31 protein-coding genes and 1 pseudogene are annotated in these 26557 nt (G+C 37.7%); 20 read left to right on the plus strand and 12 right to left on the minus strand.

The features are described from left to right. Positions 1 to 18: 18 nt before the first annotated feature. Positions 19 to 630: a glutathione binding-like protein gene (locus BMW42_RS01470; protein ID WP_092766135.1), complete on the plus strand. Its 612-nt coding sequence runs from the start codon at positions 19 to 21 to the stop codon at positions 628 to 630. 264 nt (positions 631 to 894) lie between these two features. After that, positions 895 to 1554 carry a glutathione S-transferase family protein gene (locus BMW42_RS01475; protein WP_092766136.1) on the plus strand — a complete coding sequence of 220 codons (660 nt, stop codon included), beginning with the start codon at positions 895 to 897 and terminating at the stop codon, positions 1552 to 1554. A gap of 31 nt (positions 1555 to 1585) precedes the next feature. Here BMW42_RS01475 and BMW42_RS01480 read toward each other — a convergent pair whose 3' ends face one another. The 5 genes from BMW42_RS01480 to BMW42_RS01500 all read right to left on the minus strand — a co-directional run bounded on the left by BMW42_RS01480 (position 1586) and on the right by BMW42_RS01500 (position 4312). After that, a complete protein-coding gene (locus BMW42_RS01480; protein WP_092766137.1) occupies positions 1586 to 2371 on the minus strand; it encodes a thiazole synthase in 786 nt (261 codons plus the stop codon). A gap of 12 nt (positions 2372 to 2383) precedes the next feature. Beyond that, the gene (gene thiS, locus BMW42_RS01485) at positions 2384 to 2581 is read right to left on the minus strand and encodes a sulfur carrier protein ThiS (RefSeq protein WP_092766138.1); all 198 of its coding nucleotides are present in this window, start codon (positions 2579 to 2581) and stop codon (positions 2384 to 2386) included. Positions 2582 to 2596: 15 nt separating this feature from the next. After that, positions 2597 to 2962 carry a DUF423 domain-containing protein gene (locus BMW42_RS01490; protein ID WP_035265913.1) on the minus strand — a complete coding sequence of 122 codons (366 nt, stop codon included), beginning with the start codon at positions 2960 to 2962 and terminating at the stop codon, positions 2597 to 2599. 117 nt (positions 2963 to 3079) lie between these two features. After that, complete coding sequence (gene rpoH, locus BMW42_RS01495) at positions 3080 to 3949, minus strand: RNA polymerase sigma factor RpoH (protein WP_035265916.1); 870 nt, start codon at positions 3947 to 3949, stop codon at positions 3080 to 3082. 141 nt (positions 3950 to 4090) lie between these two features. Then, positions 4091 to 4312, minus strand: a complete 222-nt coding sequence (locus BMW42_RS01500; RefSeq protein WP_035265917.1) for a sulfurtransferase TusA family protein — start codon at positions 4310 to 4312, stop codon at positions 4091 to 4093. Between the two features lie 387 nt (positions 4313 to 4699). Between BMW42_RS01500 and BMW42_RS01505 the strand changes: the two genes are divergently transcribed. Together BMW42_RS01505 and rhlB are read left to right on the plus strand one after the other, a co-directional pair. Continuing rightward, positions 4700 to 4912 (plus strand): cold-shock protein, encoded by a 213-nt coding sequence (locus BMW42_RS01505; RefSeq protein WP_004824348.1) that lies wholly within the window; start codon positions 4700 to 4702, stop codon positions 4910 to 4912. A gap of 106 nt (positions 4913 to 5018) precedes the next feature. Continuing rightward, on the plus strand, positions 5019 to 6170 hold the full coding sequence (rhlB, locus tag BMW42_RS01510) for an ATP-dependent RNA helicase RhlB (RefSeq protein WP_092766139.1): 1152 nt from the start codon (positions 5019 to 5021) through the stop codon (positions 6168 to 6170). A 49-nt stretch (positions 6171 to 6219) separates the two neighbouring features. Here rhlB and BMW42_RS01515 read toward each other — a convergent pair whose 3' ends face one another. Next, positions 6220 to 6603, minus strand: a complete 384-nt coding sequence (locus tag BMW42_RS01515; RefSeq protein ID WP_092766140.1) for a hypothetical protein — start codon at positions 6601 to 6603, stop codon at positions 6220 to 6222. A 230-nt stretch (positions 6604 to 6833) separates the two neighbouring features. On the opposite strand from BMW42_RS01515, the gene BMW42_RS01520 reads away from it, so the two are divergent. The 14 genes from BMW42_RS01520 to BMW42_RS01585 all read left to right on the plus strand — a co-directional run bounded on the left by BMW42_RS01520 (position 6834) and on the right by BMW42_RS01585 (position 20114). Then, positions 6834 to 7409, plus strand: coding sequence for a nitroreductase family protein (locus BMW42_RS01520; protein WP_035268783.1), 576 nt, complete (start codon positions 6834 to 6836; stop codon positions 7407 to 7409). A 53-nt stretch (positions 7410 to 7462) separates the two neighbouring features. Next, entirely contained in the window at positions 7463 to 8536 is a 1074-nt protein-coding gene (locus tag BMW42_RS01525; RefSeq protein ID WP_092766141.1) for an NAD(P)H-dependent glycerol-3-phosphate dehydrogenase, read from the plus strand. 73 nt (positions 8537 to 8609) lie between these two features. Beyond that, on the plus strand, positions 8610 to 9065 hold the full coding sequence (locus BMW42_RS01530) for a SixA phosphatase family protein (protein WP_092766142.1): 456 nt from the start codon (positions 8610 to 8612) through the stop codon (positions 9063 to 9065). 42 nt (positions 9066 to 9107) lie between these two features. Continuing rightward, on the plus strand, positions 9108 to 10250 hold the full coding sequence (gene gspL / locus BMW42_RS01535; protein ID WP_092766143.1) for a type II secretion system protein GspL: 1143 nt from the start codon (positions 9108 to 9110) through the stop codon (positions 10248 to 10250). Next, a complete protein-coding gene (gene gspM, locus BMW42_RS01540) occupies positions 10250 to 10729 on the plus strand; it encodes a type II secretion system protein GspM (protein WP_092766144.1) in 480 nt (159 codons plus the stop codon). The genes gspL and gspM overlap by 1 nt, the downstream gene beginning before the upstream one ends. A gap of 88 nt (positions 10730 to 10817) precedes the next feature. Continuing rightward, positions 10818 to 11822, plus strand: coding sequence for a quinone-dependent dihydroorotate dehydrogenase (locus tag BMW42_RS01545; protein WP_092766145.1), 1005 nt, complete (start codon positions 10818 to 10820; stop codon positions 11820 to 11822). Between the two features lie 3 nt (positions 11823 to 11825). Further along, positions 11826 to 12410 (plus strand): CvpA family protein, encoded by a 585-nt coding sequence (locus BMW42_RS01550; RefSeq protein WP_092766146.1) that lies wholly within the window; start codon positions 11826 to 11828, stop codon positions 12408 to 12410. 24 nt (positions 12411 to 12434) lie between these two features. After that, positions 12435 to 13973 (plus strand): amidophosphoribosyltransferase, encoded by a 1539-nt coding sequence (gene purF / locus BMW42_RS01555; protein ID WP_092766147.1) that lies wholly within the window; start codon positions 12435 to 12437, stop codon positions 13971 to 13973. An 84-nt stretch (positions 13974 to 14057) separates the two neighbouring features. After that, entirely contained in the window at positions 14058 to 15947 is a 1890-nt protein-coding gene (locus BMW42_RS01560; protein WP_092766148.1) for a M48 family metalloprotease, read from the plus strand. 157 nt (positions 15948 to 16104) lie between these two features. Further along, entirely contained in the window at positions 16105 to 16782 is a 678-nt protein-coding gene (locus tag BMW42_RS01565) for a hypothetical protein (RefSeq protein ID WP_092766149.1), read from the plus strand. Between the two features lie 29 nt (positions 16783 to 16811). Then, a complete protein-coding gene (locus BMW42_RS01570; RefSeq protein WP_092766150.1) occupies positions 16812 to 17771 on the plus strand; it encodes a 2-hydroxyacid dehydrogenase in 960 nt (319 codons plus the stop codon). A 96-nt stretch (positions 17772 to 17867) separates the two neighbouring features. Then, the gene (locus tag BMW42_RS01575; RefSeq protein ID WP_228143067.1) at positions 17868 to 19307 is read left to right on the plus strand and encodes a M48 family metalloprotease; all 1440 of its coding nucleotides are present in this window, start codon (positions 17868 to 17870) and stop codon (positions 19305 to 19307) included. Positions 19308 to 19316: 9 nt separating this feature from the next. Beyond that, a complete protein-coding gene (locus tag BMW42_RS01580) occupies positions 19317 to 19688 on the plus strand; it encodes a GFA family protein (protein WP_092766152.1) in 372 nt (123 codons plus the stop codon). Between the two features lie 63 nt (positions 19689 to 19751). Continuing rightward, a complete protein-coding gene (locus BMW42_RS01585) occupies positions 19752 to 20114 on the plus strand; it encodes a hypothetical protein (RefSeq protein WP_228143068.1) in 363 nt (120 codons plus the stop codon). Positions 20115 to 20227: 113 nt separating this feature from the next. Here BMW42_RS01585 and BMW42_RS01590 read toward each other — a convergent pair whose 3' ends face one another. Together BMW42_RS01590 and rpsU are read right to left on the minus strand one after the other, a co-directional pair. Continuing rightward, positions 20228 to 20674, minus strand: a complete 447-nt coding sequence (locus tag BMW42_RS01590) for a GatB/YqeY domain-containing protein (protein WP_035268744.1) — start codon at positions 20672 to 20674, stop codon at positions 20228 to 20230. Between the two features lie 33 nt (positions 20675 to 20707). Next, on the minus strand, positions 20708 to 20923 hold the full coding sequence (gene rpsU, locus BMW42_RS01595; RefSeq protein WP_001136722.1) for a 30S ribosomal protein S21: 216 nt from the start codon (positions 20921 to 20923) through the stop codon (positions 20708 to 20710). 144 nt (positions 20924 to 21067) lie between these two features. On the opposite strand from rpsU, the gene tsaD reads away from it, so the two are divergent. Further along, positions 21068 to 22084 carry a tRNA (adenosine(37)-N6)-threonylcarbamoyltransferase complex transferase subunit TsaD gene (tsaD, locus tag BMW42_RS01600; protein WP_035268741.1) on the plus strand — a complete coding sequence of 339 codons (1017 nt, stop codon included), beginning with the start codon at positions 21068 to 21070 and terminating at the stop codon, positions 22082 to 22084. Between the two features lie 48 nt (positions 22085 to 22132). On the opposite strand, the gene BMW42_RS01605 is transcribed toward tsaD, so the two are convergent. The 3 genes and pseudogenes from BMW42_RS01605 to BMW42_RS01615 form a co-directional block, all read right to left on the minus strand. Continuing rightward, positions 22133 to 23080, minus strand: coding sequence for an aldo/keto reductase (locus tag BMW42_RS01605; RefSeq protein ID WP_092766153.1), 948 nt, complete (start codon positions 23078 to 23080; stop codon positions 22133 to 22135). A gap of 151 nt (positions 23081 to 23231) precedes the next feature. Further along, positions 23232 to 23759 (minus strand): Ail/Lom family outer membrane beta-barrel protein, encoded by a 528-nt coding sequence (locus BMW42_RS01610; protein ID WP_092766154.1) that lies wholly within the window; start codon positions 23757 to 23759, stop codon positions 23232 to 23234. Positions 23760 to 23911: 152 nt separating this feature from the next. Beyond that, a pseudogene (locus tag BMW42_RS01615) lies at positions 23912 to 24465 on the minus strand (DUF4385 domain-containing protein). A 328-nt stretch (positions 24466 to 24793) separates the two neighbouring features. On the opposite strand from BMW42_RS01615, the gene BMW42_RS01620 reads away from it, so the two are divergent. Then, positions 24794 to 25672 carry a LysO family transporter gene (locus tag BMW42_RS01620; protein ID WP_092766155.1) on the plus strand — a complete coding sequence of 293 codons (879 nt, stop codon included), beginning with the start codon at positions 24794 to 24796 and terminating at the stop codon, positions 25670 to 25672. On the opposite strand, the gene BMW42_RS01625 is transcribed toward BMW42_RS01620, so the two are convergent. Continuing rightward, entirely contained in the window at positions 25601 to 26365 is a 765-nt protein-coding gene (locus BMW42_RS01625; RefSeq protein ID WP_092766156.1) for a hypothetical protein, read from the minus strand. The genes BMW42_RS01620 and BMW42_RS01625 overlap by 72 nt on opposite strands. Positions 26366 to 26557 lie beyond the last annotated feature (192 nt).

A 26557-nucleotide genomic window follows, 5' to 3' on the forward strand; every position in this document is an offset into this window, starting at 1 on the left:
AGATAACAAGGAAAAAGTATGAAGTTGTATTATTCGCCAGGTGCATGTTCACTCGCAGCGCATATTATTTTAAATGAAATTAATGTTGATTTTGATTTGGTTCGTGTTGATCTTAAAACTCATACCACTGAAAAAGGCGAAGATTACTTCGCAATTAATCCTAAAGGCTATGTGCCGGCGCTAGAAATTAATCCTGGCTTAATTTTAACGGAAAATGTCGCAATTTTACCATTTTTGGCACAGCATGATCCTGCTCAAGATTTAATCCCACCTTCTGGATTAGGTCGAGCAAAAGTATTAGAGTGGCTTGGTTATCTAAATTCTGAATTACACGATGCTTATGCAGTGTTTTTCGGTGCACCGCTCACGGACGATGCTAAACAAAAAGCGTATGCCGAAGTTGATCGTTTACTGACATTCATTGATAAAACCATTGGTGAATCTAATAATGATTATTTGGTAGATGATAATTTTGGACCTGCAGATGCGTACTTATTTGTACTCACCAATTGGTCTAATCATATTGAACATGACTTGAGTCCTTATAAAAATATTATTCATATACGCAATAAAGTTGCAGAGCGTCAGTCTGTACAGATTGCGATGCGAGATGAAGGATTGATTCCTTAACAGGTAAGGTTTCGTTCCGTTTGTTTCGAGAAAGAGCCGAAAGGCTCTTTTTTTACTCTAAAATTTTCAAAGAAATTTCACAAAGATTATTTAGAAATAGAGAGCATTAAAAAGACAAATTTTTCATCATAATTCGTTTCAGATTCAGTGGTAATCCATTAAATAAGATATCGTTATTCATGATATTTTTTGAACTAAACATTATTTAAGTTGCTGATTTAAATCTGATATTTATATTTTGTATTTAAATCGTTGGACTAAAAAATGAGTTTGAAATTATATTCTTACAACGAATCAGGTAACAGTTATAAAGTACGTCTGTTAGCAGCATTATTGAAAGTGGATCTTGAAATTGTAGAACTAGATTATTTCAGTGATGAACAGCATAGTGAGAAATTTTTAAAAATTAATCCAAAAGGCGAAGTGCCAGCATTAGTAGATGGCGATATTGTTTTAACTGATTCTGCCGCAATTTTGGTGTATTTAGCAGGTAAATATTCAGATAAAAACACATGGTGGTCTGAGGATTTAGTAGAACAAGCTAAAATTGTAGATTGGCTTGCCTTTGCTGCCAGTTGGGTGCAATTCGGAGTTTTCACGGCACGCGCGATATTGTCTTTCAAAGGTCCATACAATGGTTTGGGATTAGAAAGTACTGAGCAAACACTTAAAGAGGCGAAAATACGTGGTCACAAATCTTTGGCTATTTTAGATGGTGTGCTCAAAGACCGTGAATGGTTAGCGAATAATAGACCAACTATTGCGGATATCGCAGTGTTTGTCTATGTCGCGTTAGCACCTATGGGTGATATTTCTCTAGAGCCTTATCCAAATGTACGCGCTTGGATTGAAAGAATAAAAAATTTACCTAACTTTATCAAAATTGATGGATTGGATGATCCTTTGTATCGTCGAGTGAGTTAAGAAAAAACCCACTTTAAAAAGTGGGTTTTTTTTATTTAAAAAAGTATCCAGTTTCTGGAGAGCTTGCATTTGCCATACGTTTGCGTGGCATACGACCAGCAAGATAAGCCTCGCGTCCAGCTTCAACGGCTTTTTTCATAGCAGAAGCCATTAGAATCGGATTCTGTGCAGCAGCAATTGCAGTGTTCATGAGTACGCCATCACAACCTAATTCCATCGCAATAGCAGCATCACTAGCTGTACCAACCCCAGCATCCACCAATACAGGGACTTTGGCATTTTCTTTGATGATAGAAATGGTATGTGGATTAAGAATACCTAAACCAGAACCAATTAAACTCCCCAAAGGCATAATAGCGACACAGCCCATACTCTCAAGTTCTTGCGCGACGATAGGATCATCAGAGGTATAAACCATGATTTCAAAACCATCATCGATCAATGTTCTTGCAGCTTTTAAGGTTTCAGTAATATTAGGATAAAGCGTTTTTTCATCACCTAATACTTCAAGCTTGACTAAATTGTGACCATCTAAAAGTTCACGTGCGAGCATACAAGTGCGAATGGCACTATTGGCATCAAAGCAACCAGCTGTATTGGGAAGAATGGTGTATTTTTCCGGTGGAATCACTGAGAGTAGGTTAGGTTGATCTGGATTTTGACCAATGTTTACGCGACGGATTGCAACAGTAACGATCTCAGCACCACTGGCTTGGATTGCTAAGTCAGTTTCCTGCATATCCTTATATTTTCCAGTGCCCACTAATAGTCGTGAACTAAATGAACGTGATCCTATGATCAACGGACTATCTTCCATATTTACTCCGAGTTAACCACCGCCAACAGCATGAATTATTTCTATACGGTCAGCATCTGAAATAGGGGTATCTGCTAGTTTACTTTTTGAAATGATCATTTCATTTTTTTCAACAGCAAATCGTTTACCTTCTAGCGATAATTCTTGAACCAGTTCTAATAAGTTTTGGCATTTCGTTTGAATCGACTCGCCATTTAAAAAAATATTCATCAGATGACCTTCAAATTAATGTTGAATTTTGAATGCTTGCCATGCTAAAAGTAGCCAGCCAATAATCATCAATGCTCCACCAAGAGGTGTAATTGCCCCTAACCCGCGCGGGAGCCCTAAAGCCATGAGATATAGAGATCCACAAAATAAAATGATACCGAACTGGATGAAGATAAAGCTGAATTGAGTTGAAAAGTTTGGAATTATTTTTGGTATGAGTGCGAGTATTAATAATCCAATTGCATGATAAAAGAAATAATCAGTTGCAGTCTGCCACCATGTCAGTTGGGCTTCGGTTGCACGAGCTTTAAGGCCATGAGCGCCGAAAGCACCTAGCATTACGGCAAGCGCTAAATTAATGGCTGATATTGAGATCCACATCAGGTTATTCCCAATCGAAAATTGCGTCATACGATAGCATACATGACGTACGATTTTTTTAAACTTGCATAGCGTAAATACAAAAAAAGAGCTTATAGCTCTTTTTTTGTAATCGTATTAATTTGATGACATGGCGATCTTGATCTTGTCCATGGCATTTTTTTCAAGCTGGCGAATACGTTCAGCGGAAACATTATATTCGGCTGCTAGTTCATGCAACGTAGACTTATCATCATCTAACCAGCGGCGCTGTAAAATATTGCGTGAACGATCATCCAGCTGATCCATTGCTTCATGTAAAGCAGAGGTGCTCTGAGATTCATAATCTTCTTCCTCTGCTAAACGAGCAGGGTCATAACGATTATCCTCTAAGTAAAGCGCAGGAGCGACATGAACTGAGCTTTCATCATCTTCATCGGATTGAGCTTCGAAGGCTGCGTCATAAGCTGTTAAACGACCTTCCATTTCAAGAACTTGTTCAGCTGTTACATTTAAATCAGCCGCAATAGATTGCGCTTCCTCGAGCGTTAATTTCTTGCTCGATTTTTTTAAGCTTCTTAAGTTGAAGAACAGTTTACGTTGAGCTTTAGTTGTCGCAATTTTAACAATACGCCAGTTACGAATCACATATTCGTGGATTTCAGCTTTAATCCAATGTACTGCAAAAGAAACTAAGCGTACTCCCATATTGGGATCGAAGCGTTTTACGGCTTTCATCAGGCCTAAATTACCTTCTTGGATTAAATCGCCTTGAGGTAAGCCGTAACCTGCGTAACTGCGGGCAATATGCACAACAAAACGAAGGTGGGACATCACCAGCATTTTAGCTGCGTCTAGATCTTGGTCATAAAAATAACGTTCAGCTAACTCTTTTTCTTGTTCAGCTGTCAAAATAGGGATCTGGTTTACAGTACTAATGTAAGCACCTAAATTGACCCCGGGCGCAGACAATGACAGGGGCATCAATTGATTGCTGCTGTCAGTCATGAGTACTCCTTATAGGAAAATAGTTTAAAAAACCAATTACATTCATCTTAATCCTTATAGCATACAGAATTAAGCGAATTTGGGTAGTGAAATGTAAATTTAAATACAATATTTATCCATGATTAATTTAGATGAAAACACCTAAGATTCAATCACGTAATGAAATTCAGAATCCGAAACTTGTTTAAATGCGCATGTCAATTTATGTAGCTGACAATAACGTTGAATATCGATTTGACTGTTCGGATCTGAAGCTTTTAATAAAAATTGCTGAGGTGCACTATTTTGTTTCATCGATTTCTTAAGTAGCAGTAAAGGTAAAGGGCAAGGTTTACCCATCGCATCGATTAACACTTGAGACATAGTAAAACACGAGATTGAATAATAAAGTTGGTCATTATTCTAGCAAAAGTGTGACTTAAGAATAAAATTAAATGATTTAGATGAACTGTTCAAATAAAGTGCAATTTTTGCACTAAATTTGTGTGATTAATATACAAGTTTTAGTTAGATAATTAGCTAAAATTTTTCTATTAATTGTGTTGTACCCATGTTAAGCTCAATGCGTACTTAAGGATTGCGTAGAGAAATTTGTTCTCTAAGCCTTATTTATAATGGATATAACCGGGATTTTGTTAATAGTTTTACAGAATGATTACAAGCTTTGAAATAAAAAATGTTTTAAAATTTGTTTGCTCTGCTGTTTGCAACACCGGGTGGTCCCTTTTCTTACCAACTGAGGATTAACTTATGACAGCTCGCGAACAAGGCGTTGTTAAGTGGTTTAACGATACTAAAGGTTTTGGCTTTATTCAACGCGCAGGCGGTGATGACGTATTCGTTCATTTCCGTGCTATTCAAGGTGAAGGCCACCGTTCACTTCGTGACGGTCAACGCGTAGAATTCAGCGTTGTACAAGGTCAAAAAGGTTTTCAAGCTGAAGAAGTTCAGCCTTTAGACTAATCCTACTTTTCACTGAAAATTAGGTTACGCTCCAATTTTGATAAATTGGGGCGTTTTTTGTTTATACTATAGACCATTATCAAATATTGATTGTAGAGCCCCTTATATGTCATCAGGTTTCGAAACCCTTAATTTACATCCGCAACTTAAGCAAGCGATTGATGCTTTAGGGTTTAATGAAATGACCCCCATTCAACAGAAAGTATTGAAATATACGTTGGCAGGGCATGATGCAATTGGACGTGCACAAACAGGCACAGGAAAAACCGCAGCATTCTTAATTAGTGTTATTAATGATTTATTGAACAATCCGATACAAACACAGCGTTATCGTGGTGAACCCCGTGCTCTAATTATGGCACCAACGCGTGAGCTTGCGATTCAAATTGAAAACGATGCACGTGATCTGACTAAGTTTACCGACTTAAATGTTGTGACTTTGGTGGGTGGTGTAGACTTCGATAAGCAAAAAAAACAACTGGATGAAAATTTCGTAGATATTCTTGTCGCGACACCAGGTCGTTTGATTGATTTTACTGAACAAAAAGAAATTTGGTTGGATCAAATTGAATTTTTAGTCATTGATGAGGCAGATCGTTTACTGGATATGGGATTTATTCCTTCTGTTAAACGCATTGTGCGATTCTCTCCACGCAAAGAACAACGTCAAACTTTAATGTTCTCTGCTACGTTTAGTTATGATGTACTCAATCTTGCTCAACAATGGTTATTTGAACCTGTTACTGTCGAAATTGAGCCTGAGAAAAAAACCAATGCTGACGTAGAGCAACGTGTTTATGTGGTTGGGAAATCAGATAAATACAAATTGCTGCAAGAAATATTGCGTGATGAGCCCATTGAAAAGGTTATGATATTTGCAAACCGCCGTGATCAGGTCCGTAAGCTGTATGATCATCTTAAGCGTGATGGTTACAAGGTAGTGATGTTATCTGGTGAAATCGCACAAGATAAACGTTTAAAGATGTTGGATCAATTTAAAAATGGCAAACACAACATTATGATCGCAACAGATGTGGCTGGTCGAGGTATTCATGTGGATGGTGTGTCACACGTGATTAATTTTACTCTGCCTGAGCAGTCTGATGATTATGTACACCGTATAGGTCGTACAGGTCGAGCAGGAACAAGAGGGGTGAGTATCAGTTTCTTGTCAGAAGATGATGCTTTTTATTTACCTGAGATCGAAAAAGCGATTGGTCAAAAGATTCCATTGACACGTTTAGATGGTTATTGCTAATTGCTCAATAAAAAAAAGTCCCATCAAAGGGACTTTTTTATAGGAAATTTTAGCGGGTTGAATTACAGCTGAAGGTGATTGTTGTTTCGTAGTCAGTGTCTTTTTCGATTGTATTTTTAGTACCGATCACAGAGCCAAGAACTGATGAAGCTGCAGTAATGAGTTTACCAGTCTGTTCATCCACAACACCTTTTAGTGCGCCGTTATATTCAGTTTTTTCGTCAATTAAGACAGGCGCAGAATTCTTACCACAAGTTTTGTTCGCGGCAGAAATTGCATTATTTTTTGCAAGAACTTGGGTTTTGCCTAATCCTGACACTTCATATTGATTGTTTGGTTTTTGAATAGCAAGTGTTTCAGTAGGTGTTGATGCACAAGCACTCAGGAGAATTGTTGTAGTCGCTACAGAAGCCAATGTCATTAATTTTTTCATTTTATTTTTCCTCTAGCGTTGCAATATTAAGTTTGGAGCTCAGTCATGTATGCTAGGGCTTAAATTCCAAAGAATTAAGCATGTTTTGTATCGATTTTGAAGTAAAATGCCTGATTTATGTTTGATTGTAATTATGCTGGATGCCTCGTGTATAAGTATAACTGTAGAGTAGTTTTCAATGTTTATGCTAAGCTTAAGTACATAGTGTTAGTTTAAAGATTAGTCTTCAAATGTCAGATCAATTTTCTCAAGTAGTGCATGACAATATTCATCAGCGTCAATCCGTTGGTCATTTGGTAGAACCTCATCCTAACGCAGAACAATTAGAATTAGCTTTTAAAGCCGCTTTAACCGCACCCGATCATCATCGTCTGAAACCGACGCAATTTATTGTTGTGAAAGGAGAGCAACGTGAAGCATTTGGTGTTTTACTCAGTGAAGCAGTAGCAGACCTTGGTGAAACTGATTCAATTCAAATTGAACGCGTACGTCATCATCCTATGCGTGCACCTATGCTGATTATCGCTGTAACACGATTTCATGATCATGCGAAAGTTCCATATTTTGAGCAAACTTTAAGTTCAGGCGCTGCAATACAAAATCTTTTGCTCAGTTTACAAGCTCAGGGTTTCAATACCATGTGGCGCAGTGGTGCTGTTGTGGAGTCAGATCTATTTAAAAGAAAGCTTGGGCTACAAACGCATGATTTAATTTCAGGTATCATTTATGTAGGGACTGCTTTTAAGGCGATTGCACCACGCGCTGAGATTGAAACAGATGCATTCGTCAGTTTTTGGCAGCCGTAATTGCAACATTGCAAATTTAACGATTAGAAAAAGAATGTTTAGGATTTAAAAGAATGTCGGAATTAAAGTTTTCAGATTTGGTCGAGCCAGTTGCAATTGATCATAAAACAGCATTGCGCGTTACGATTCTTGGTGGTGGTAGTTTTGGTACAGCCATGGCGAATACGGCAGTACGAAATGGTTGTGATACCATGATTTGGATCCGTGATGAGGAAATTGCGAATGAAATCAATCGAACACATGTAAATTCAAGATATTTGCCAGATTATAACCTTGAGCCAGCATTAAAAGCAGAATCCAATCTTGAAAAAGCTGTTCGAGATCGAGACATTATTTTGGTTGCTATTCCGAGCCATTCATTCCGAGATGTACTCAAACAGATTAAGCCCTTTATCACCGCTCAGGCAGTTGTATCACTCACAAAAGGGATTGAAGCTAAAACCTTTAGTTTCATGAGTGATATTATTCGTGAAGAGCTTCCAGAAGTGCCTTATGGCGTCCTTTCGGGCCCAAATCTAGCGAAAGAAATTATGTCAGGAATGCCTGCTGGAACAGTGATTGCCAGCCATTCTGAATTGGTGAGATATGCAGTGCAACAAGCATTACACAGTGCACTATTTCGTGTATTCGGAAGCGATGATGTACATGGCGTGGAGCTTGGAGGTGCACTTAAAAATATCTATGCTGTCGCAATGGGGATGGCTGCAGCTTATAACGTTGGCGAAAATACCAAAAGTATGATTTTGACACGTGCGTTGGCGGAAATGAGTCGCTTCGCTGTACAGCTAGGTGCAAATCCACTGACATTCTTAGGTTTGTCTGGTGTTGGCGATTTATTCGCAACGTGTAATAGTCCCTTAAGTCGAAATTATCAAGTTGGATTTGCTTTAGGTTCAGGTAAAACCTTAGAGCAGGCAACGACGGAACTGGGTCAAACAGCTGAAGGGATTAATACCATTGTGCAAGTGAATGCAAGAGCCAAAGAGCTTGATGTCTATATGCCAATCACCACGGCACTCTATGAAGTGATTTATGAAGGTGCACCACCATTACATATTGCATTATCTTTGATGAAGAATGGTCATCGAAGTGATGTTGAATTCGTATTGCCGCATCATAAAGTTTAAGATTAATGAATGGTTTATCATCATTGTCATAATGTTTAGATATGATGGATGACACATGGTTTAGGGAAAACAAATGCAACTCACTTTAGTTCGTCATGGTGAAGCCGCTCCACCAATTAATGGTAATGACTCGAAACGACCACTGACCGAGCGGGGTCATATTCAAGCTGAACAAACTGCACACTTTTTAAAAGACATGGTTGCACCTGATATATTTGTAGTGAGTACTTTGCTCAGGGCGCAGGAAACTTTAAAACATATACAGCTATTCTTTCCAAATGTTGAAGTTTTAGTATGTGATAAAATTAAACCTGACGATGATGCTAAAGTTGCAGTTGAGTGGTTATCTCAACTACCTTTTGAGAATATTGTGGTTGTATGTCATATGAATGTTGTGGCATATATTGAAGAAATTATTACGTCTGAATTTTTTAATCCTTTTGCACTTGCTGAAGCGCGGATTTATGATCAGACAGTCATTGCTGCGGGACTTTCCACAAAATTAAAACATTTTGTACCGTCAGCTTAATAACCATAAGTGTTTAATGAATAAAACGGCAGAATAAAATTAATGTTGTATTTATGGATGCCAGTGTCGAATGGGGTTTGGCTCTGGTCAAATGGTGAAAATTGGAATTCATCAACAACGCTAGAAGAGTTAATTCAAGATACTCAACCGTATCATGGACAAGAAGCTGTTGTATTCTTTTCAAGCCATGATGTGCAAATTATTCAACAGAATATGCCCAAAGCTCAATTCAAGCAAATTGGAAGCGAAGGCGCTAAATATTTACTTGAAGAATATACCATTCACTCCATTGATCAGATGAAAGTGCTTACTCAATTTGAGGCACCTGATCAATTGTCAGTAATGGGGATCAGTCAATACCAAGTCCAGACAATGCAACATGCTCTGAACTTGATTCCTGTGAAAGTGGTTGCGCTATTACCTGATTTTTTGATCTTACCAGTGCCAGAACATGGACAAACTATTTTAGCTAATATTCATGGGCATTTATTGGCGAGAACAGGATCAAATCAAGGTTTTGCGATTGATGATTTAGCATTGTTTTTAGATTTACTGCCAAAGCCTATACATATTTTGCATGATCGGTTAAATGATGATCAGATGATGAGTTTGATTCATGCAACGGAACAAAATGAGCGGGAAAGCTTTAATTATGTATTTAAAGCTGAAAAAAAATTAAAGAATCATCTATTCAATGTTTTGCCTAAAGCAAAAAACACAGAGGGTGGAATCTCAGGCTATTGGAAAGCATGTGCAGCACTGCTTGTGGGCTTGCTTGTAGTGCAATTCAGTTATGATTTAGTGCGTTGGGTAAAGTTAAAAAAAGTATCTGATCAAACGGCTTTGGTTGCGGTAGAGCAATATCAATCTTGGTTTGGACCCAATAGTCGTCTCAATGAGCAAAATTTGCGAAGCCAATTTGAAAGTAATTTGCGGATGAGTAAACCTGCAAATACTGAGGTCTTACAGTTAATCAGCCGTGTAGGTCCGATTTTAATGCAACATCAAATTATCGCAAATCGTGTTTCTTATGAAACATCTGGTTTAAGTATGGATTTGGTGGCGGACTCATCCGAAAAATTACAAAATCTAATTCAGCAAATGAATCAGCAAGGCTTCAAAGCTGAACTTGGGAATGTGCAAACTCAGGATAAAATGGTCGTTGGTTTGGTGAAAGTACAATAATGAAAACTTTAGAAAAATTTCAAAATCAATTTGATCAATTATTTGAAAAGATTGATGACCATTTATCGTCATTGAGTGTGCGTGAGCGTGTACTTGTCATCGCTGCAACGATTATCGTTGTCGTCGCATCAATTGGATCTGCTTTGTGGAAAATGCACGAAGCAGCAGATAATCAGCAAAAAAGATTGAATGAACTGAAAGACACATTGGTGTGGATGCAATCCAATGTGGTGACAATGAAATCTTCAACAGATTTGAGCCTAACACCTTCGGATAAAATTCAGCGTGTGGCACAACAAGCAGGATTATCTGTGGTCACACAACCAAGCGATAATAAATTAATGATCAGTGCTGAGCATGAAAACTACGCGATCCTCGCAAATTTTCTTACCCAATTGGTTCAAATGGGTTTAAGTGTTGAAAAATTGGAACTTATTAAGTCTGGAGCTGCGATTAAATTAACAGCATCAGTACAGTAAGTGGTGAAAATAAACCTATGACAGGCATAGCGTTTTGGGCATACTCAGCCTATAATGTGGCAACTTAAAAAACCGCAGTTTTTGAGATATGTTATATTCGCTTGCTCGTCCATTTCTATTTTCATTGGCGCCTGAGCGTGCACATGATTTGACATTATCAATGCTTAAATCGACATATAAGTTTGGCATAATGCGTCAAAAAATAGACCCAAAGCCAGTGACTTGTATGGGTATTCAATTTCCAAACCCAGTTGGTTTGGCTGCTGGTTTAGATAAAAATGGTGCATATATTGATGCACTTGCGAGTTTAGGTTTTGGTTTTATCGAAATTGGAACCATTACCCCTCGACCTCAGTCTGGTAATCCTCAACCGCGTTTATTCCGCCTTCCAGAGGCTCAAGCGATTATTAATCGTATGGGTTTTAATAATGATGGTGTAGATCAGCTGATTGAGAATGTTAAAGCAGCAAATTATAAAGGTGTATTAGGCATCAATATCGGTAAGAACGCCGATACAGCAGTTGAAGATGCTGTAACTGATTATCTAATTTGTTTAGAAAAAGTTTATAATTATGCATCTTATATTACTGTTAATATTTCATCTCCGAATACCAAGAACTTACGTAGTTTACAAAGTGGACATGCATTAACAGAACTTCTTGAAACTTTAAAAAATCGTCAACTTGAACTTGCTGAACAATATCAACACTATGTTCCACTGGTATTAAAGGTTGCTCCAGATTTAACTGAGTCAGATATTGAATTTATTGCATCTCAATTAATTCAATTTAAAATTGATGGTCTGATTGTGACCAATACGACTTTGTCACGTGAGGGTGTAGAGAATTTAGCGCATGGTGATGAAGCAGGTGGTTTATCTGGTGCGCCTGTATTTGAAAAAAGCACACAATGTCTATCTGCATTTTCAAAATTACTTCAAGGTCAAATCCCATTGATTGGTGTTGGTGGTATCCTTAGTGGTGATCAAGCCGCGACTAAACAGCAATCGGGTGCGCAATTGGTTCAAATTTATAGTGGTCTAATTTATACAGGGCCAAAACTGATTAAAGATTGCGTACAAGCTATGACCTAATCTATGAATACCATCGATATCTTTATACTGATTATTCTGCTCATTGGAGGGCTTAACGGTTTGCGTCAAGGATTCGTTAAAGCCTTTGCGAACTTGGTAGGATGGATTTTTGCACTCATTATGGGTGCAAAATTTGCGGGTCAAATTGCGCCTACAATGTCCGCACTCAGTCAAGATCCTGTGGTTCAAAAAATAGCGGCATTTGCTTTTATTGTTCTGATTATTGTTGTTTTGACTTGGATCGTCACTGCAATATTAAATCGGTTGCTGAAAAGCTTAAAGCTTGGTCCATTAAATCGATTGGCAGGTGGTGCATTTGGCACCTTGAAAGGTCTCTTAATCGTCCTCATTACTATGCAAGGGATTGGTTCATTTGTAGAGAGCTCTCCACATTGGAAACAATCTAAGTTTATTCAAACTTTATTGCCTTACGCGCCTTTAGCGACTGAGTACACCAAAGAGACAGCGTCAAAAGCTTTAAGTCATATGAAATCAGAAGAGTCGAATCAATCATCAGATTCTTCTCGTCAATCATCTTCTGAACAAGATGATTCGTCATCTCATTCAACGAATAATCCTTTTTATTAATCCTAGCTTGTCTGCGAGGTTGCTATGTGTGGAGTTGTTGGTATAGCTGGTAAATCACCTGTTAACCAAATGTTGTTTGATGCATTAACGATGTTACAACATCGTGGACAAGATGCTGCAGGGATTGTGACATGCCATAATGGTCGTCTCTTTTTGAGAAAAGACAATGGCATGGTGCGTGATGTATTTCATACACGTCATATGCGTGCATTGTTAGGTAATTACGGAATTGGTCATGTCCGATATCCAACAGCTGGCTCATCGAGTAGCGCTGAAGCACAACCATTTTACGTAAACTCTCCTTATGGTATTACTTTAGCGCACAATGGTAATTTAACCAATGCTGACGAGATTCATGATGATCTGTTTAAAACAGATTTACGTCACATGAATACTGATTCAGATTCAGAAGTGTTATTAAACGTTTTTGCACATGAATTACAAAAACGCGGCAAACTTACACCGACTGCGGATGATATTTTCCATGTAGTCACTCGTGTGCATGAGCGTTGTAAAGGTGGTTATGCTGTTGTTGCGATGATCACAGGTCATGGTTTAGTTGGCTTCCGTGATCCAAATGGTATTCGACCTTTAATTTTGGGATCGCGTGATACCGATGATGGTGTTGAATATATTCTTGCTTCCGAATCAGTTGCTTTAACAGCGCTTGGTTTTAAAGTTGAACGTGATGTGATGCCAGGTGAAGCAATTTTTATTGATGATGCGGGTAATCTATTCACGAAGCAATGTGCGGCTAACCCACACCATAGCCCATGTATTTTTGAGTATGTTTATTTTGCTCGTCCAGATGCCATCATTGATGGAATTTCGGTATACAAAGCACGTTTGAAAATGGGTGAGAAGTTGGCGCAGAAAATCCTGCGTGAATGGAGCGAGGAGCATGACATTGATGTTGTCATTCCTATTCCAGATACTTCGCGTACATCTGCTTTAGAACTTGCAAATACACTCGGTGTGAAGTTCCGTGAAGGTTTCATGAAAAACCGTTATATCGGTCGTACCTTCATTATGCCGGGTCAGCAGTTGCGTAAAAAGTCTGTACGTCAAAAGCTAAATCCAGTTGAATTGGAGTTTAAAGATAAGAACGTTTTGCTTGTAGATGACTCGATTGTGCGTGGTACAACGTGTAATGAGATTATTCAAATGGCACGTGATGCTGGTGCTAAAAAAGTTTTCTTTGCATCTGCTGCACCAATGGTGAAATACCCGAATGTCTACGGTATTGATATGCCAGTTAAAAACGAATTAATTGCTTCAAATCGTGATGTTGAAGAAATTCGTGAAATGATTGGTGCTGATCGTTTGATTTTCCAAGATTTGGAAGATTTAAAGCAAGCTGTTCGTACGAAAAAAGTACCTGAGTTAACTGACTTTGACTGCTCAGTATTTGACGGTATTTACGTTGCGGGTAACATTGATGAGTCGTATCTCGATGGTTTAGAGCGCAAGCGTAATGACTCTGCCAAGAAAACCAAAGATGGTTATATCGATCTAAATATTGATGCAGCCTCAGTTGATCTGAGTGGTATTAAAGAAAATTAATTTATAGTTTTCTATTTGAAAAAGCGGGTATTTCCCGCTTTTTTAATTTATGATCACAACACAATGTAATGAGGAAATTTTACATTGAAAGATGTGAGTGGTTACTTAATTAAAAACAAAAATATGCTGTGGTCATTAAGCGTATGTTTAATTGTTATTGTGCTCGCAATTATCATTTTAAACACGACGCTCGGATTGTTGGTTCATTATATTGATCCTTCTGAGTCCATTTGGTGGCATTTTCTCAGTCCATATATGATGGTGCTATTGATTAGCATTATTGGTGGTTCTGTCGTTTATGAGTTTTATGTCTTCCGCTCTGGTGGTCATACGCTCGCAAAACAATTGAAAGCACGACAACTCACTTTTATTGAAAGTACTCCAGAAGAAAGTACAGCGCTTAGACTTGCTGAAAAATTAGCACATCGTTTCTCAATTGATACACCTACACTCTATGTCTTACCCGATGAAATAGGGGTTAATGCACTGACTGCGGGTTTTCATCCCAAAGATACTGTGATTATTCTGACTTGGGGGGCGCTACAAAATCTTGATGAGTTAGAGCTTTATGGATTGTTGGGTCATGAATTCCATAAAATTTTATCGGGTGAAACTCGAGAAAATACTCGTCTTAAAATTTTATACAGTGGGTTAATTACCTTTAGTCAATGGGGCAGTAAAATCGCGAAGCAGGGATTTCGACGTAATCGGGATCAATTGAGAGATAGTTTGGAAACAACTTTTGTGGCGATCGGTGGAGTCATATGGTTAATTGGTAGTTTAGGCGTCTTTATTACGCGTCTGATGAAATATATTACTTTGGGTAGTCGAACATTATATAACGATGCAATGACAAGACAATTATTGAGTAGTAATGCAAATATTCAAACCTTATTAAGAATCTATGTTCATCACGCAGGATCACAAATTCATAGTGAATATTCTGAAGCTATTTCTCATATGTGCTTTGCTAACTCACTTAGTCCTCAAAGTTGGTTGAATATCCAACCTTGTATTCAAGATCGTATATATGAATTAAATCCGAATTTACTTGAAGATATTCAATTAGAAAATTTACAAAAATTACGAAATCAACCACTATTTAGTTTAATGCGTTCTTTAGAGGAGTCTATTGCTGAAGAATATAATCCATGGATGTCACCACAGCCACTTCCATTATTAAGATTATCACCGATCAGCTTTGCAATTAAGGATGCCATCAAACCCTTAAATAGTGAAGTTAGACAGCAGATGAAACGTCCAGAACTCATTCAAAGGGCTTTGCAAACTTCGACTGGGGCACGCGAAGTGATGGTTGCGATTTTAATGATTCGGCAATACCGTGAATTTATTCCTTCTGATGCGCCTGTAAGTCGTGCAATTGTCGACTCACTGTTAAATATAGATGGACGAGTGCATATTCAAATTTTTCATGAGGCATGTAGGCAATTGGGAAATATGCCTGCTACAAGTGCACGTCAGTTCATTACTAAATTGGCTAAAATTATTCAAGAAGATGGTGAAATTGGGCTTTTGGATGCTTTACTGATTGAAAAGGTGAAGTCTCAACTGGATTTATTGCCAATACATCGTCCAACCTCAATTGAGGATGCTAAGCCGCAAATTGTTAGGCTAATAGATGCGTTATTACATGTTCAGCAGTTAAATACTGCTAATCAGCTTGAAGTTAGAACCCAAATCTTAGAACGAATTTTAACTCGTGATGAAATTGAGTTTTATGAAGAAATTTCAGATGAACCTATCGACTTAGGTGAAATTCTCAATGATGTTGCTGGATTATTGTTGAGAGATCGATTGAGTATTTTGGGCGTTGCTGAATTATGTTTATGGAATGATCGAATCATTACACAAGATGAGTTGGATGTACTTGAATTATTATATTGGCGACTTGGATTTGAAAGTGATGAAATTGTGGATCAAATGCATAAGAAAAACAGCGTCATTATTGTTTAGCTATCAATGCATTCTGAATTTAAAAGGTGCAAGGATATTAATGCGTCAGAAATGAAATTAAGTTATGATTGTTTGCGGATTAAAAGTTCAGTAAAAGATTAAAAAAGTGGGTAGAATACCCAGCCCTCATGTCAGTCTATCTGTAATGAATGTGAATATGTTAGAGCACCAAAGAAGCCTCTTAGCTGTGATGGGAATCGATATATGGATTCCACAAAATACGGCACAAACACGTCATTACAAACCTTCCTTATATCGCGATCAGGTTGAAGAAAATCATCCAATAGATGTATGTTTTCCTGAATTTGCGCAAGCTCAATCAGAACAGTTCTTCACAAAACCAGCTTCACAAGCTGAACAGCTAAATATAGAGGATTCTTCGCTTCAATTAAAAAGTAATCCAGACGGTGTGCAGCTTCCTCGAGAATCTGTGAAAAATGACAAACAGTCTCAAGATGAGGTTGCTGAGCGTCAACCGCTTGTAATCGATGCTTTTGAAATTCAAGCCATGATCACTAAAACACATACTATTCTGCTAGATGCTACAGCGCTCACCACAGATCAAGAAAACTTATGGGTGAATATCCAGCGTAGTGTGAGTTCACAGTTTTACGATTTAAAATGGCCATTTAATTTCGCACAATTCCAAGATGGAAGAGGTGCTGAGGTATTTATACAGGGTTTTATTGATGCATTATCTGTTGATAAAAAGATATTGAGCTTAGGGTGTTTGCCGCATATATCGACGACGCAGCATATGCAGATTGCAAGTTTACAAGACATGATTAAGCAGCCATTGTTAAAACGTCGCTTGTGGAACTTAATTAAAAATTAAATCGATACTGGATCTAAAGAGGGAGTTTTATGAAAAAAAAGGTTGTGGTATTTAGTCAGATAGATCCGAAAATATTAAATCAATTAGAATCGAAATATCAGGTCGTTCAAATTAATCCAAAACAGGGTGACATTAATGAGCAACTTTTAAGAGAAGTTGCGGATGCAGATGGGATGATAGGCGCTGGGCGTCGTTTAAATCAAGACAACTTACAGACCGCAAAAAAACTTAAAATTATTTCTTCGGTCAGTGTGGGCTATGATAATTACGACGTTGAATATTTAAAACAACAGGGTATTTGGTTGACCAATACGCCTCATGTGTTGACAGAGACGACTGCTGATTTGGCTTTTACCTTATTGATGAGTGCGGCTCGTAAAGTGACACATTTAGATTCTTGGACAAAGCATGGACATTGGACGCGTACCGCTGGTGTTGCACAATTTGGTCAAGATTTTTATGGGAAAACGCTCGGTATCATTGGCTTAGGTCATATCGGTGCTGCGATAGCTCGACGTGGTTTTTATGGATTTAATATGAATATTCAATACCATAATCGAAAACCATGTATAGAGCGAGCTGAGCCTTTAAAGGCGAAATATTGTGATCTTGATACTTTACTTTCAACGTCTGATTTTATCGTCATTGCAGTCGATTTAAATGAGCAATCGAAAGCGCTGATCGGTCAAGCTCAATTTGAGAAAATGCAAAAACATGCTGTGTTTGTGAATATTGCCAGAGGATCAGTTGTGGATGAGTCGGCCTTGATTGAGGCGCTTGAAAATCACAAAATTTTTGCTGCTGGTTTAGATGTTTATCAGAAAGAGCCGCTCCAAGAATCACCATTGTTTCAATTGGAAAATGTAGTGACATTGCCGCACGTAGGTTCGGCGACAGCAGAAACCAGAATGAAAATGGCAAATCTTGCTTATGATAATCTGGTAAAAGCCTTAGATGGGGATGAGCCTCAATATATTGTGAATAAGTAAAGTCTGTTGAGCATGATAATAAACGTAACAGTTCATCATTAATCTTCACATTATTCAATGTTATAGTCGATGAAGTACACGTTTAGGAATACAGGTTTGAAGAAGATCATTTTGGCTTTATTGATAGTGAGTTCGAGTTTTTCAGCGGCGGCTGATGAACTCTACAATGCCAATAAAATTCAATTTGAAGTGCCTGATATTAATAGTGGTGTTGGATTTATCGATCAACAAAAAGAAAAAATGATCGGTGAAAAAGTCTATCGTCAAGTACAGCAACAACTTCCAGTGTTAAACAATGTTTGGTTGGAAGATCAATTTATGGCTGTATTCCGAAAAATTATTGCGCAAACACAGTTGGGTCAACCAATTGCTTTGGTGATTGTAAACGATCCGCAAATTAATGCCTTTGCTGTACCTGGCGGTTTATTTGCATTGAATAGCGGATTAATTACGTCGGCAAAGAACATGGATGAAGTTGCGGGTGTGGTTGCTCATGAGGTGGCACACGTCTCGCAAAGACACTATAGCCGTTCTCAAGAGGCTTTTAAAGGGCAGGGATTGCTTGCACTCGCTGGTATCATAGTGGGTGCTGCAATTGCATCACAAGCTGATGGTAATGCAGGTGCTGCCCTGATGATGGGAACTCAAGCTGCATTGGTGGATCGACAGTTAAGTTATAGTCGTAATCAAGAGCGTGAAGCAGACCGTATTGGAATGCAATTGATGTATCGTGCTGGATATAACCCGTACAGTATGTCTGAGTTTTTTGAAACCATGAATCGTGCGACTCCAAAAATTAGTTATCTTCCTGATTTTTGGTTAACACATCCTTTGACTACTCAGCGTATGAGCGAGGCTCGATTACGTGCAGATCAACTTCCTAAAGTTCCATATAGCAACACACTCTCTGAGTTTGATCAGATCAAGTGGTATACCGCAGTTGTGACCAATCAAACCAACGAGGAACAGTTAAAGGGAGTGGTGAGAGCAAATGCATTGGCTGGAAGAATTGCACTGTCTGCTTTTTATTTAAAGCGTGGTGATTTTGATCTAGCACAAAAAGAAATTGAGCTTGCTAAGAAAGTCCAGCCAAATCATCAGCTTATCGCGCTTATTCAAGCAGATATCTACTTGGCGACCAATCAATTTGATTCTGCGCAGGAAACGATATTGGTGCGCCAACGAATAACACCTGAAAATCGTGCTTTAAGTTATAAATTAGCTGAAATTTATATTCGACAGGGAAATTTTGTTGCTGCTGAAAGGTTGGCGAATAAATTTATCCAAATCAATAATCGTGATACGCAAGCATGGTTCATTCGACAACAAGCGGCAAATTTAGATATTAAAAATCCTTTACGTACTGTAAATGTATTGCGATATCGGGCTGAAGTTGAATATTGGAAGGGAGCGGAAGAGAATGCGATTCGCTCACTCATTCATGCTCAGCGTTTAGCCAAGGAAAATAACTCTATGAGTGCAGTCATCAATCAAAGACTGCGGATGATGCAGGATGAACGTCAACAAAAATTATAAGAGGTTTAAATGATAAAAGGTCAATGCTTATGTGGAAAGGTGCAATATATTTATCATGGTGATCTTGAGAAAAGTATCTTGTGCTATTGCAAGCACTGTCAGTTGGCTCAAGGCGGTTTTACTGCATGGAATAGCCCGATCCCGCTTGAAAACTTCGAGTTAATTTCTGGTGAAGATGTGCTTAAGTCTTATTTTCATACCGAGTTAAAGGCAAGAGTATTTTGCGGTGAATGTGGAAGTCCTTTATATTCACATCGGCTTGATTTACCAGGCGTTATACGTTTAAGGCTCGGTTCTGTGGTTGAAGGGAAAATACCGCCACCTTATGAAGACTTTTTCCAGGAATACAAACCTAACTTTATTGAAACTATTCATTCTTAATGGTTAGATTGTTTTAGAATGATGAATGAATAAATATTTTAAATTATGTGATTGAATCTAATAATGAAATTGCCACTATTTTTTATGATGTTGTTTGGGGTGGGTGTGTTCACTCATGCGGAAACACTTCCTGTTAAATTTACACAAGAGATTGAAGTTGTATCGCAAATATATAATGCCGATATGAGGCATTTTCTAAAAACACTAGCGCCAAATACAACACAGTTTAGTGTTGATCAGACTCAAAGATATTGTGTCATTGTTGGAACTTATGTCGAAGGCTTTTATCAGGTGGTGGATAAATATCGAAAGGATTTACCATTTTCCTACTCTAGAATGAGTAAGCAGGATGTTGTTGTGAAAGTGAAGCAATCGAAAGAAATGCAGATTTTACAAAGATATAATATTCAATGTGAGCTTAAATAATCAGAAAGTGAAAAACTAAAAAGTATTGTTGTAATAATATCGGGGATACGTGATTTAGACTGGACTATTTAATGACATTATTAAATAGACCAAATCAAACATAATACGAAAACTTAAGAAAGTTGAGCTTTAATTTTACTCGAAACTTGTGCAGGATCGGCACGTCCGGCTATGATCGGACGTAGAGAATTCATCACCTTACCCATATCTTTCATGCTAGTAGCTTGTTGCGCAGCAATCGTTTGCGCAATAATTGAATCAAGTTCTTCCTCAGTCATAGCTGCTGGTAGAAATTGAGATAAAACCTCAACCTCGGCTTGTTCCTTACTAGCTAAGTCTTGTCGATTAGCGCTTTCAAAAGCTTTAATCGATTCTTTACGTTGCTTGATTTGTTTTTCAATGACCGCGAGAACTCGACTATCATCTAGTTCTACGCGTTCATCGACTTCGATTTGCTTAATTGCTGCTTGGAGACTACGAATCACCGTTAACTTATCCATTTCTTTAGCACGCATTGTTGCTTTCAAAACGTCAGTAATTTGGTTTTTTAAAGTAGTCATTTATATATCCGAGCAGTCAATCACAAATTAATCTTAGTAAAGGCGAGTAGTACGTACTGATTCACGCGCCAATTTCTTTTGGTAGCGTTTAACAGCAGCAGCTTTTTTGCGCTTACGTTCTTGAGTTGGTTTCTCGTAGAATTCACGTTTACGAACGTCAGCTAAAACACCCGCTTTTTCGCATGAACGTTTGAAACGACGGATAGCTACGTCTACTGGTTCGCCTTCTTTCAATTTAACTTGTGGCATGAAGAATCCTCTAGTTTATGGATAAGACTAAGCACCGAATTGCGCTAAGTCACAAGTGAAGGTCAGTATTTTACTCATTTACATCTCATATCACAAGTCTATAATAGCTTTAGCAATATTTTGAAATGGGTTAAAGGCAATTTAATGATCGTTTTAGGCTTAGAAACGTCGTGTGATGAAACTGGTCTCGCACTCTATGACAGCGAAGTCGGCTTAAGAGGACAGGTGTTATATAGTCAGATTAAATTGCATGCTGAATATGGTGGAGTGGTACCCGAATTGGCGTCACGCGATCATGTTCGTAAATTAATTCCTTTAATCAATCAATTACTTGAAGAAAGCCAAATCAAAAAATCTGAGATTGATGCAGTGGCTTATACACGTGGTCCAGGCCTAATGGGTGCACTCATGACCGGAGCATTGTTTGGTCGTACGCTTGCATTTGCGTTAAATAAACCAGCCATTGGTGTGCATCATATGGAAGGACATATGTTGGCGCCTCTTTTATCAGCCACTCCACCGGAATTTCCGTTTGTCGCCTTGTTAGTCTCGGGTGGGCATACACAATTAATGGCGGCATATGATATTGGACATTATGAAATCTTAGGTGAGTCAATCGATGACGCAGCGGGTGAAGCATTTGATAAAGTTGCTAAAATGATGGGGCTGCCTTATCCAGGTGGTCCAAATATCTCTAAACTTGCTGAACATGGTGATGCCACTGCTTTTGAATTTCCACGTCCTATGTTGCATCAAGGTTTGGAGTTTTCATTTAGTGGCTTAAAAACAGCGGTTTCTGTCCAAATGAAAAAATTAGGTGATGAAAACCGAGACGCTGATATTGCTGCGAGTTTTCAAGAGGCTATTGTTGATACATTGGTCAAAAAATCAGTTAAAGCATTAAAGCAAACTGGTCTTAAGCGTTTGGTCATTGCTGGTGGTGTGAGTGCCAATAAGCGTCTTCGTGAACGTCTTGAAGCAGATTTAGCTAAAATAAAAGCTCAAGTATATTATGCTGAACCAGCTTTATGTACGGATAATGGCGCCATGATTGCTTTTGCTGGATATCAACGCTTAAAAGCAGGACAGCATGATGGCTTAGCCGTGACAACGACGCCACGTTGGCCGATGACGGAACTCAAAAAACCGACTGAAGCATAGATGTTTGGTCACGAGAAAAAAGAGGCTTATAGCCTCTTTTTTTTATATTTACACTATTGAAAGAATTTGCATGTCTTCTGGTGAGAGTTGAAGATTCACTGCATTTGAAAATTGGGTAATTTGTTCAAGGTTTGTTGCACTGGCGATTGGTGCTGAAATATGCTTTTTCGCAAGTAACCAAGCCAAAGCTACCTCAGCAGGTGCCGCATTGTGGCGCGATGCCACTTCTCTGAGCTTATCTAAAAGGTTTAAGCCTCGCTCATCAAAATATTTTACAAGCGTATCTGCACGTTGACGCCCTTGAATATTGTCTAATGACGAATATTTCCCAGATAGAAATCCACTAGCCAGACTATAAAAACTTACTACACCAATTTGATGGCGTTCACAAATGGGTTGCAGTGTTTGTTCGAATACATCGCGATCGTAAAGATTATATTCAGGTTGAAGAACCTGATAATGTTGCACACCAATCTTTTGTGCAGCTTGAATAGAAGCGTCTAATTGATCAGCTGAAAAATTAGAAGTGCCATAGGCGCGAATTTTTCCTTGATCTTTTAGCTTTGAAAATACTGATAATGTTTCCTCATGAGGTGTGTTTTCATCAGGCCAGTGTGCAAAATAAAGATCAAGATAATCTGTTTTTAAACGACTAAGTGAGTCTTCAACTGCTTGCATAATCCATCGTTCAGATAAACCTTGATGGCCGGGAATCCCCATATCTAAACCGACTTTAGTAAATAGCACGATGTCTTCACGTTTACTTGGATTTTGTTTTAACCAATTACCAATGATTGTTTCTGACTCGCCACCATGATTGCCTGGTGCCCAAATGGAATAGAAGTCTGCTGTATCAATGGTGTTAAATCCACGCTCATACAGTGCATCTAAAATTTTGAAACTTTGTTTTTCATCAACCGTCCAACCGAATACATTTCCTCCGAAGACGATGGGTGCGATGAATAAATCAGTTTGTCCAAGTTTTCTTTTTTGCATGAAACATCCTAAGTAGAATAATAAGACTTACTCTAGCTATATAGGATTTGTCTATTTATCGCTATCCAAATAATGTATAAACATTATCCAATGATTTTGACAAAAAAGAGGCAAAAAGCCTCTTATTAATTCTCTATGTATTCAAGCAGAATCAGAAACGATAACCTGCGCTGATGTTGAACCCATCAAATTTAGCCCCATCAACTTTAGTACCTTCATAACCGATATTGATCGCATATTGCGGAGCAGGATTAATATTAATACCAACACCATATGCAAACGCTGTTTCACTTAGATCCATGTTTTCGTATATGTTCAAGGCGCGATATGAGCTTTCAACTTTTGAATGCGCGATCCCGACAACACCATAAACACTGAAATTCTCATTAAGACGATATGCAGGGCCTGCTAGCAAAGAAAAATGCTTTACATCTGTATCTTGGCGTTCACCTGGTTCAATCCAAGTTTCATCACCAGTTTGATACGACATTGTTGCCATAACGCTTAAAGGAGTCTCGAGTTCATAGCGATATTGAGCGTGAACACCACGAATATCAAACGCATTTTCAATTTCAGACTGAGCATAACCCAATGAAACGGTGTGTTGTTGGGCAAAAGTTGTCGTTGTTAAAGTGGTCATCGAGAGGATTAAACCCAATTTTAAAAATTTAGTTATCATGGCGCATGCTCATTATTTGTGATTTATTTATCATTAAATGCTAAAAATGGCGATCATTTTTTGGCAAACTTTATTGTACTGTCTATTTTATTATTGTAAATAAAAACTAAACAAATAATTTTATTTGTATTATAAATGGTGTGAGAATGTATTTATTGACTCGCAATTGAGTTTTTAAATCGTTCTTTTAATGCAATATAGTGGGAATGCTGTTTAGCTTCATCCCATTTCACTTTAAAAATTCGTGCTGCTGCAGCCTTAATAGCGTCTTCTTGTTGGCGTGGTAGTTCTTCACGCCCGTGAGCACCACTTAAACCTTTTTGTCATTAGGTACAGGACCTTTATATTTTTTTCCACCTTTATGGTTGGCATAACGTCTCGCTCGGGTATAACCCATTTGTAAAAATTTACGAGCCATATCTGCACCGACAAAATCATCGACTGCTAAATATTTCAGAAAGAGTTGATAAATCTTATTAGAACTCTCTCTAGCTTTATCTTCATCTGCAAATTTCCAAAAAGGTAGAATTTCAGATTTGTAGGGTTCGACGAGTAATACACCCTGTTCACCACGACCAATTCGATAGAGTTCCGGTCTCTCTCTGAAATTAATTTTTTTAAAGTCCAAAGAGTAATCAAAACTTTGAGAGTTAACACGAGAGCTTCTACGTGGGATGTTATCGAGGTCTTTATGATTGTAAGCCATCACATTCTCTTTTGTAGTTTTAAAAATATATTAGGTGATCTCAAATGAAAAACGATTATAGAATTGTGAGTGATATTTTAAAAATGTGATTAGTTGTTTTAAAGAGATGTGCTAAACACGTGAAAGATTGAAATTGAACTGTATTAGAAATCAAAACAACGAATTAGACTATGGACGATAGCGGGGCGAAATTAAGTTTTAAACTTAAAATCTAGCAGACACAAATGATTAGACATGACGATGCTCTATAAGAAACATTTTGTCATATAAGTTTTATATCTATGAATTAATCTAAGCGATACGTATAAAAATAATTTTGGAAGTCTGATTGGATCTTATCATCATCATTTTTGGCTATCTATATGGTCGTAAATTTCATCCCAACAAGTACATTGAACAAGTATTTTTTTTAGCCCTGATTTTATTTATATTTTTTTGCACTGTTTACGCAGCGCCAAACCTACTCGCATTAGAAAATCCTAAAGCTGTTTTGAGCAAGCTAGTTATTCTCGCACTCGGGGTATGCGCATTTACTTACTGGTTTAGTTCACTATTTTATAAGAAGAAACAGCAGGAAAACAGCAAACGTAAAACAATCCAAATTAAGGATATCATTAAAATATTGACAGTATATCTTTTGCTTATTTTGGTGTTTGTGGGAGGGATCTTCACTTATCGAATGGATTTAATAAATGAGCAAATAGCTTTAAGTATTCAAAACGTTCTGATCTACATTATTCTATTTTTGATCGGAGTTTTTATATCAGCCTCTAACATCAAAACATTGCAATGGCATGATTTTAAACTCCCAATCATAATGGTATTGGCAAATACAATATTTGCCTGCTTTATGCTGATAATTTGGAAGGAAAGTGCTTTATTGCTTTCTGGATTCGGTTGGGCAAGTCTGTCTGCTGCGATGATTTCACAAAAACTAAATCCCTTATTGGCAGTTCAAGCTTTAATTGTGGATATGATTCGAGGGATGTTTTCCATCATTTTTCTACAGCTTTTTGGAAGACATCAACCACAAGCAGCAATTAGCACCACAGGTGTACTGTCCTGTGATGCATTCTTACTGATGATTAAGCAACATTGTGGTGAGCAATATGTGCTAGATGCGTTTAAAGCGGGACTATTGTTGTCGCTGTTTTGTCCATTGAATATATTTATTGCGATTCATTTTACCCAAAGTGTGACACGTTAAACGGTAAAACACCTCAAAGACAGTGATTTTGGCAATCACTAACATACCATCACCATTAATATATCCGGCATTGTGATTCAAAAAAAATGCAGCATCCTCATTCATGTTATCGTGTTCATGCTTACAACCGCGTGTTCCTCCAAGGCCATCGTTATAAATAAAAACATGGCCAGATTTTGAGAGTTGATAATTGAATTGCTGAGAGAATAGGGTGCAAAGGTCTTGCATTTCTGTATTGTTATCGAGGTTTAAGCGAGTAGGCCATGTATTTTTTTTGAAAGCATATCGTGTAATTGCACGATAACTTGAGGGATGTAAACACACAGCAAAAAAATACGATGGTGCTGGGTGGCGGAGCATTTGAGAAATAATGAAATAAATGTATTGGAATTTTAACAGATTTGATTTTCGATAGGCGCTAAGAAGACCTGCTTGACCACGAAAAACATTTATTGTCTTGTCAAACTTTTTGACTTCATAACGTTGCATACATAAAAATCCAACAGGTTTTTCTTCATCAAAATAGATCAAAACCCGTTTGCTTGCAGCATCATCGGGGGCATAGGCTTGAGCAATGTCATTCAAATCACAACCCTCTGGTGTCATGAAGATCGCTTGATGAAGCGTTTTTAATATATTTTGAACTTCTGGGAATTGTGTATGTTGGTTACTATATTTTTTAATTTGAAGCATGGATGCAGCCTTTTTCTATAATTATTTGCGTCCCTCATACTATTTTTGAATTGTTAAGTTTGGGTTACATTAATTTTTTCGAAAAACAAAAAATGGTTGTTATGTTATATTGTTTTAAATTTACATTATTTTTTTAATTTTTATTTATATAATAAATTTTATTTAAATTTACAACTTAAAGTAATATTCGCG

Origin of the sequence: Acinetobacter sp. DSM 11652, from assembly GCF_900109815.1 — a bacterium.
Taxonomy (GTDB): Bacteria; Pseudomonadota; Gammaproteobacteria; order Pseudomonadales; family Moraxellaceae; genus Acinetobacter.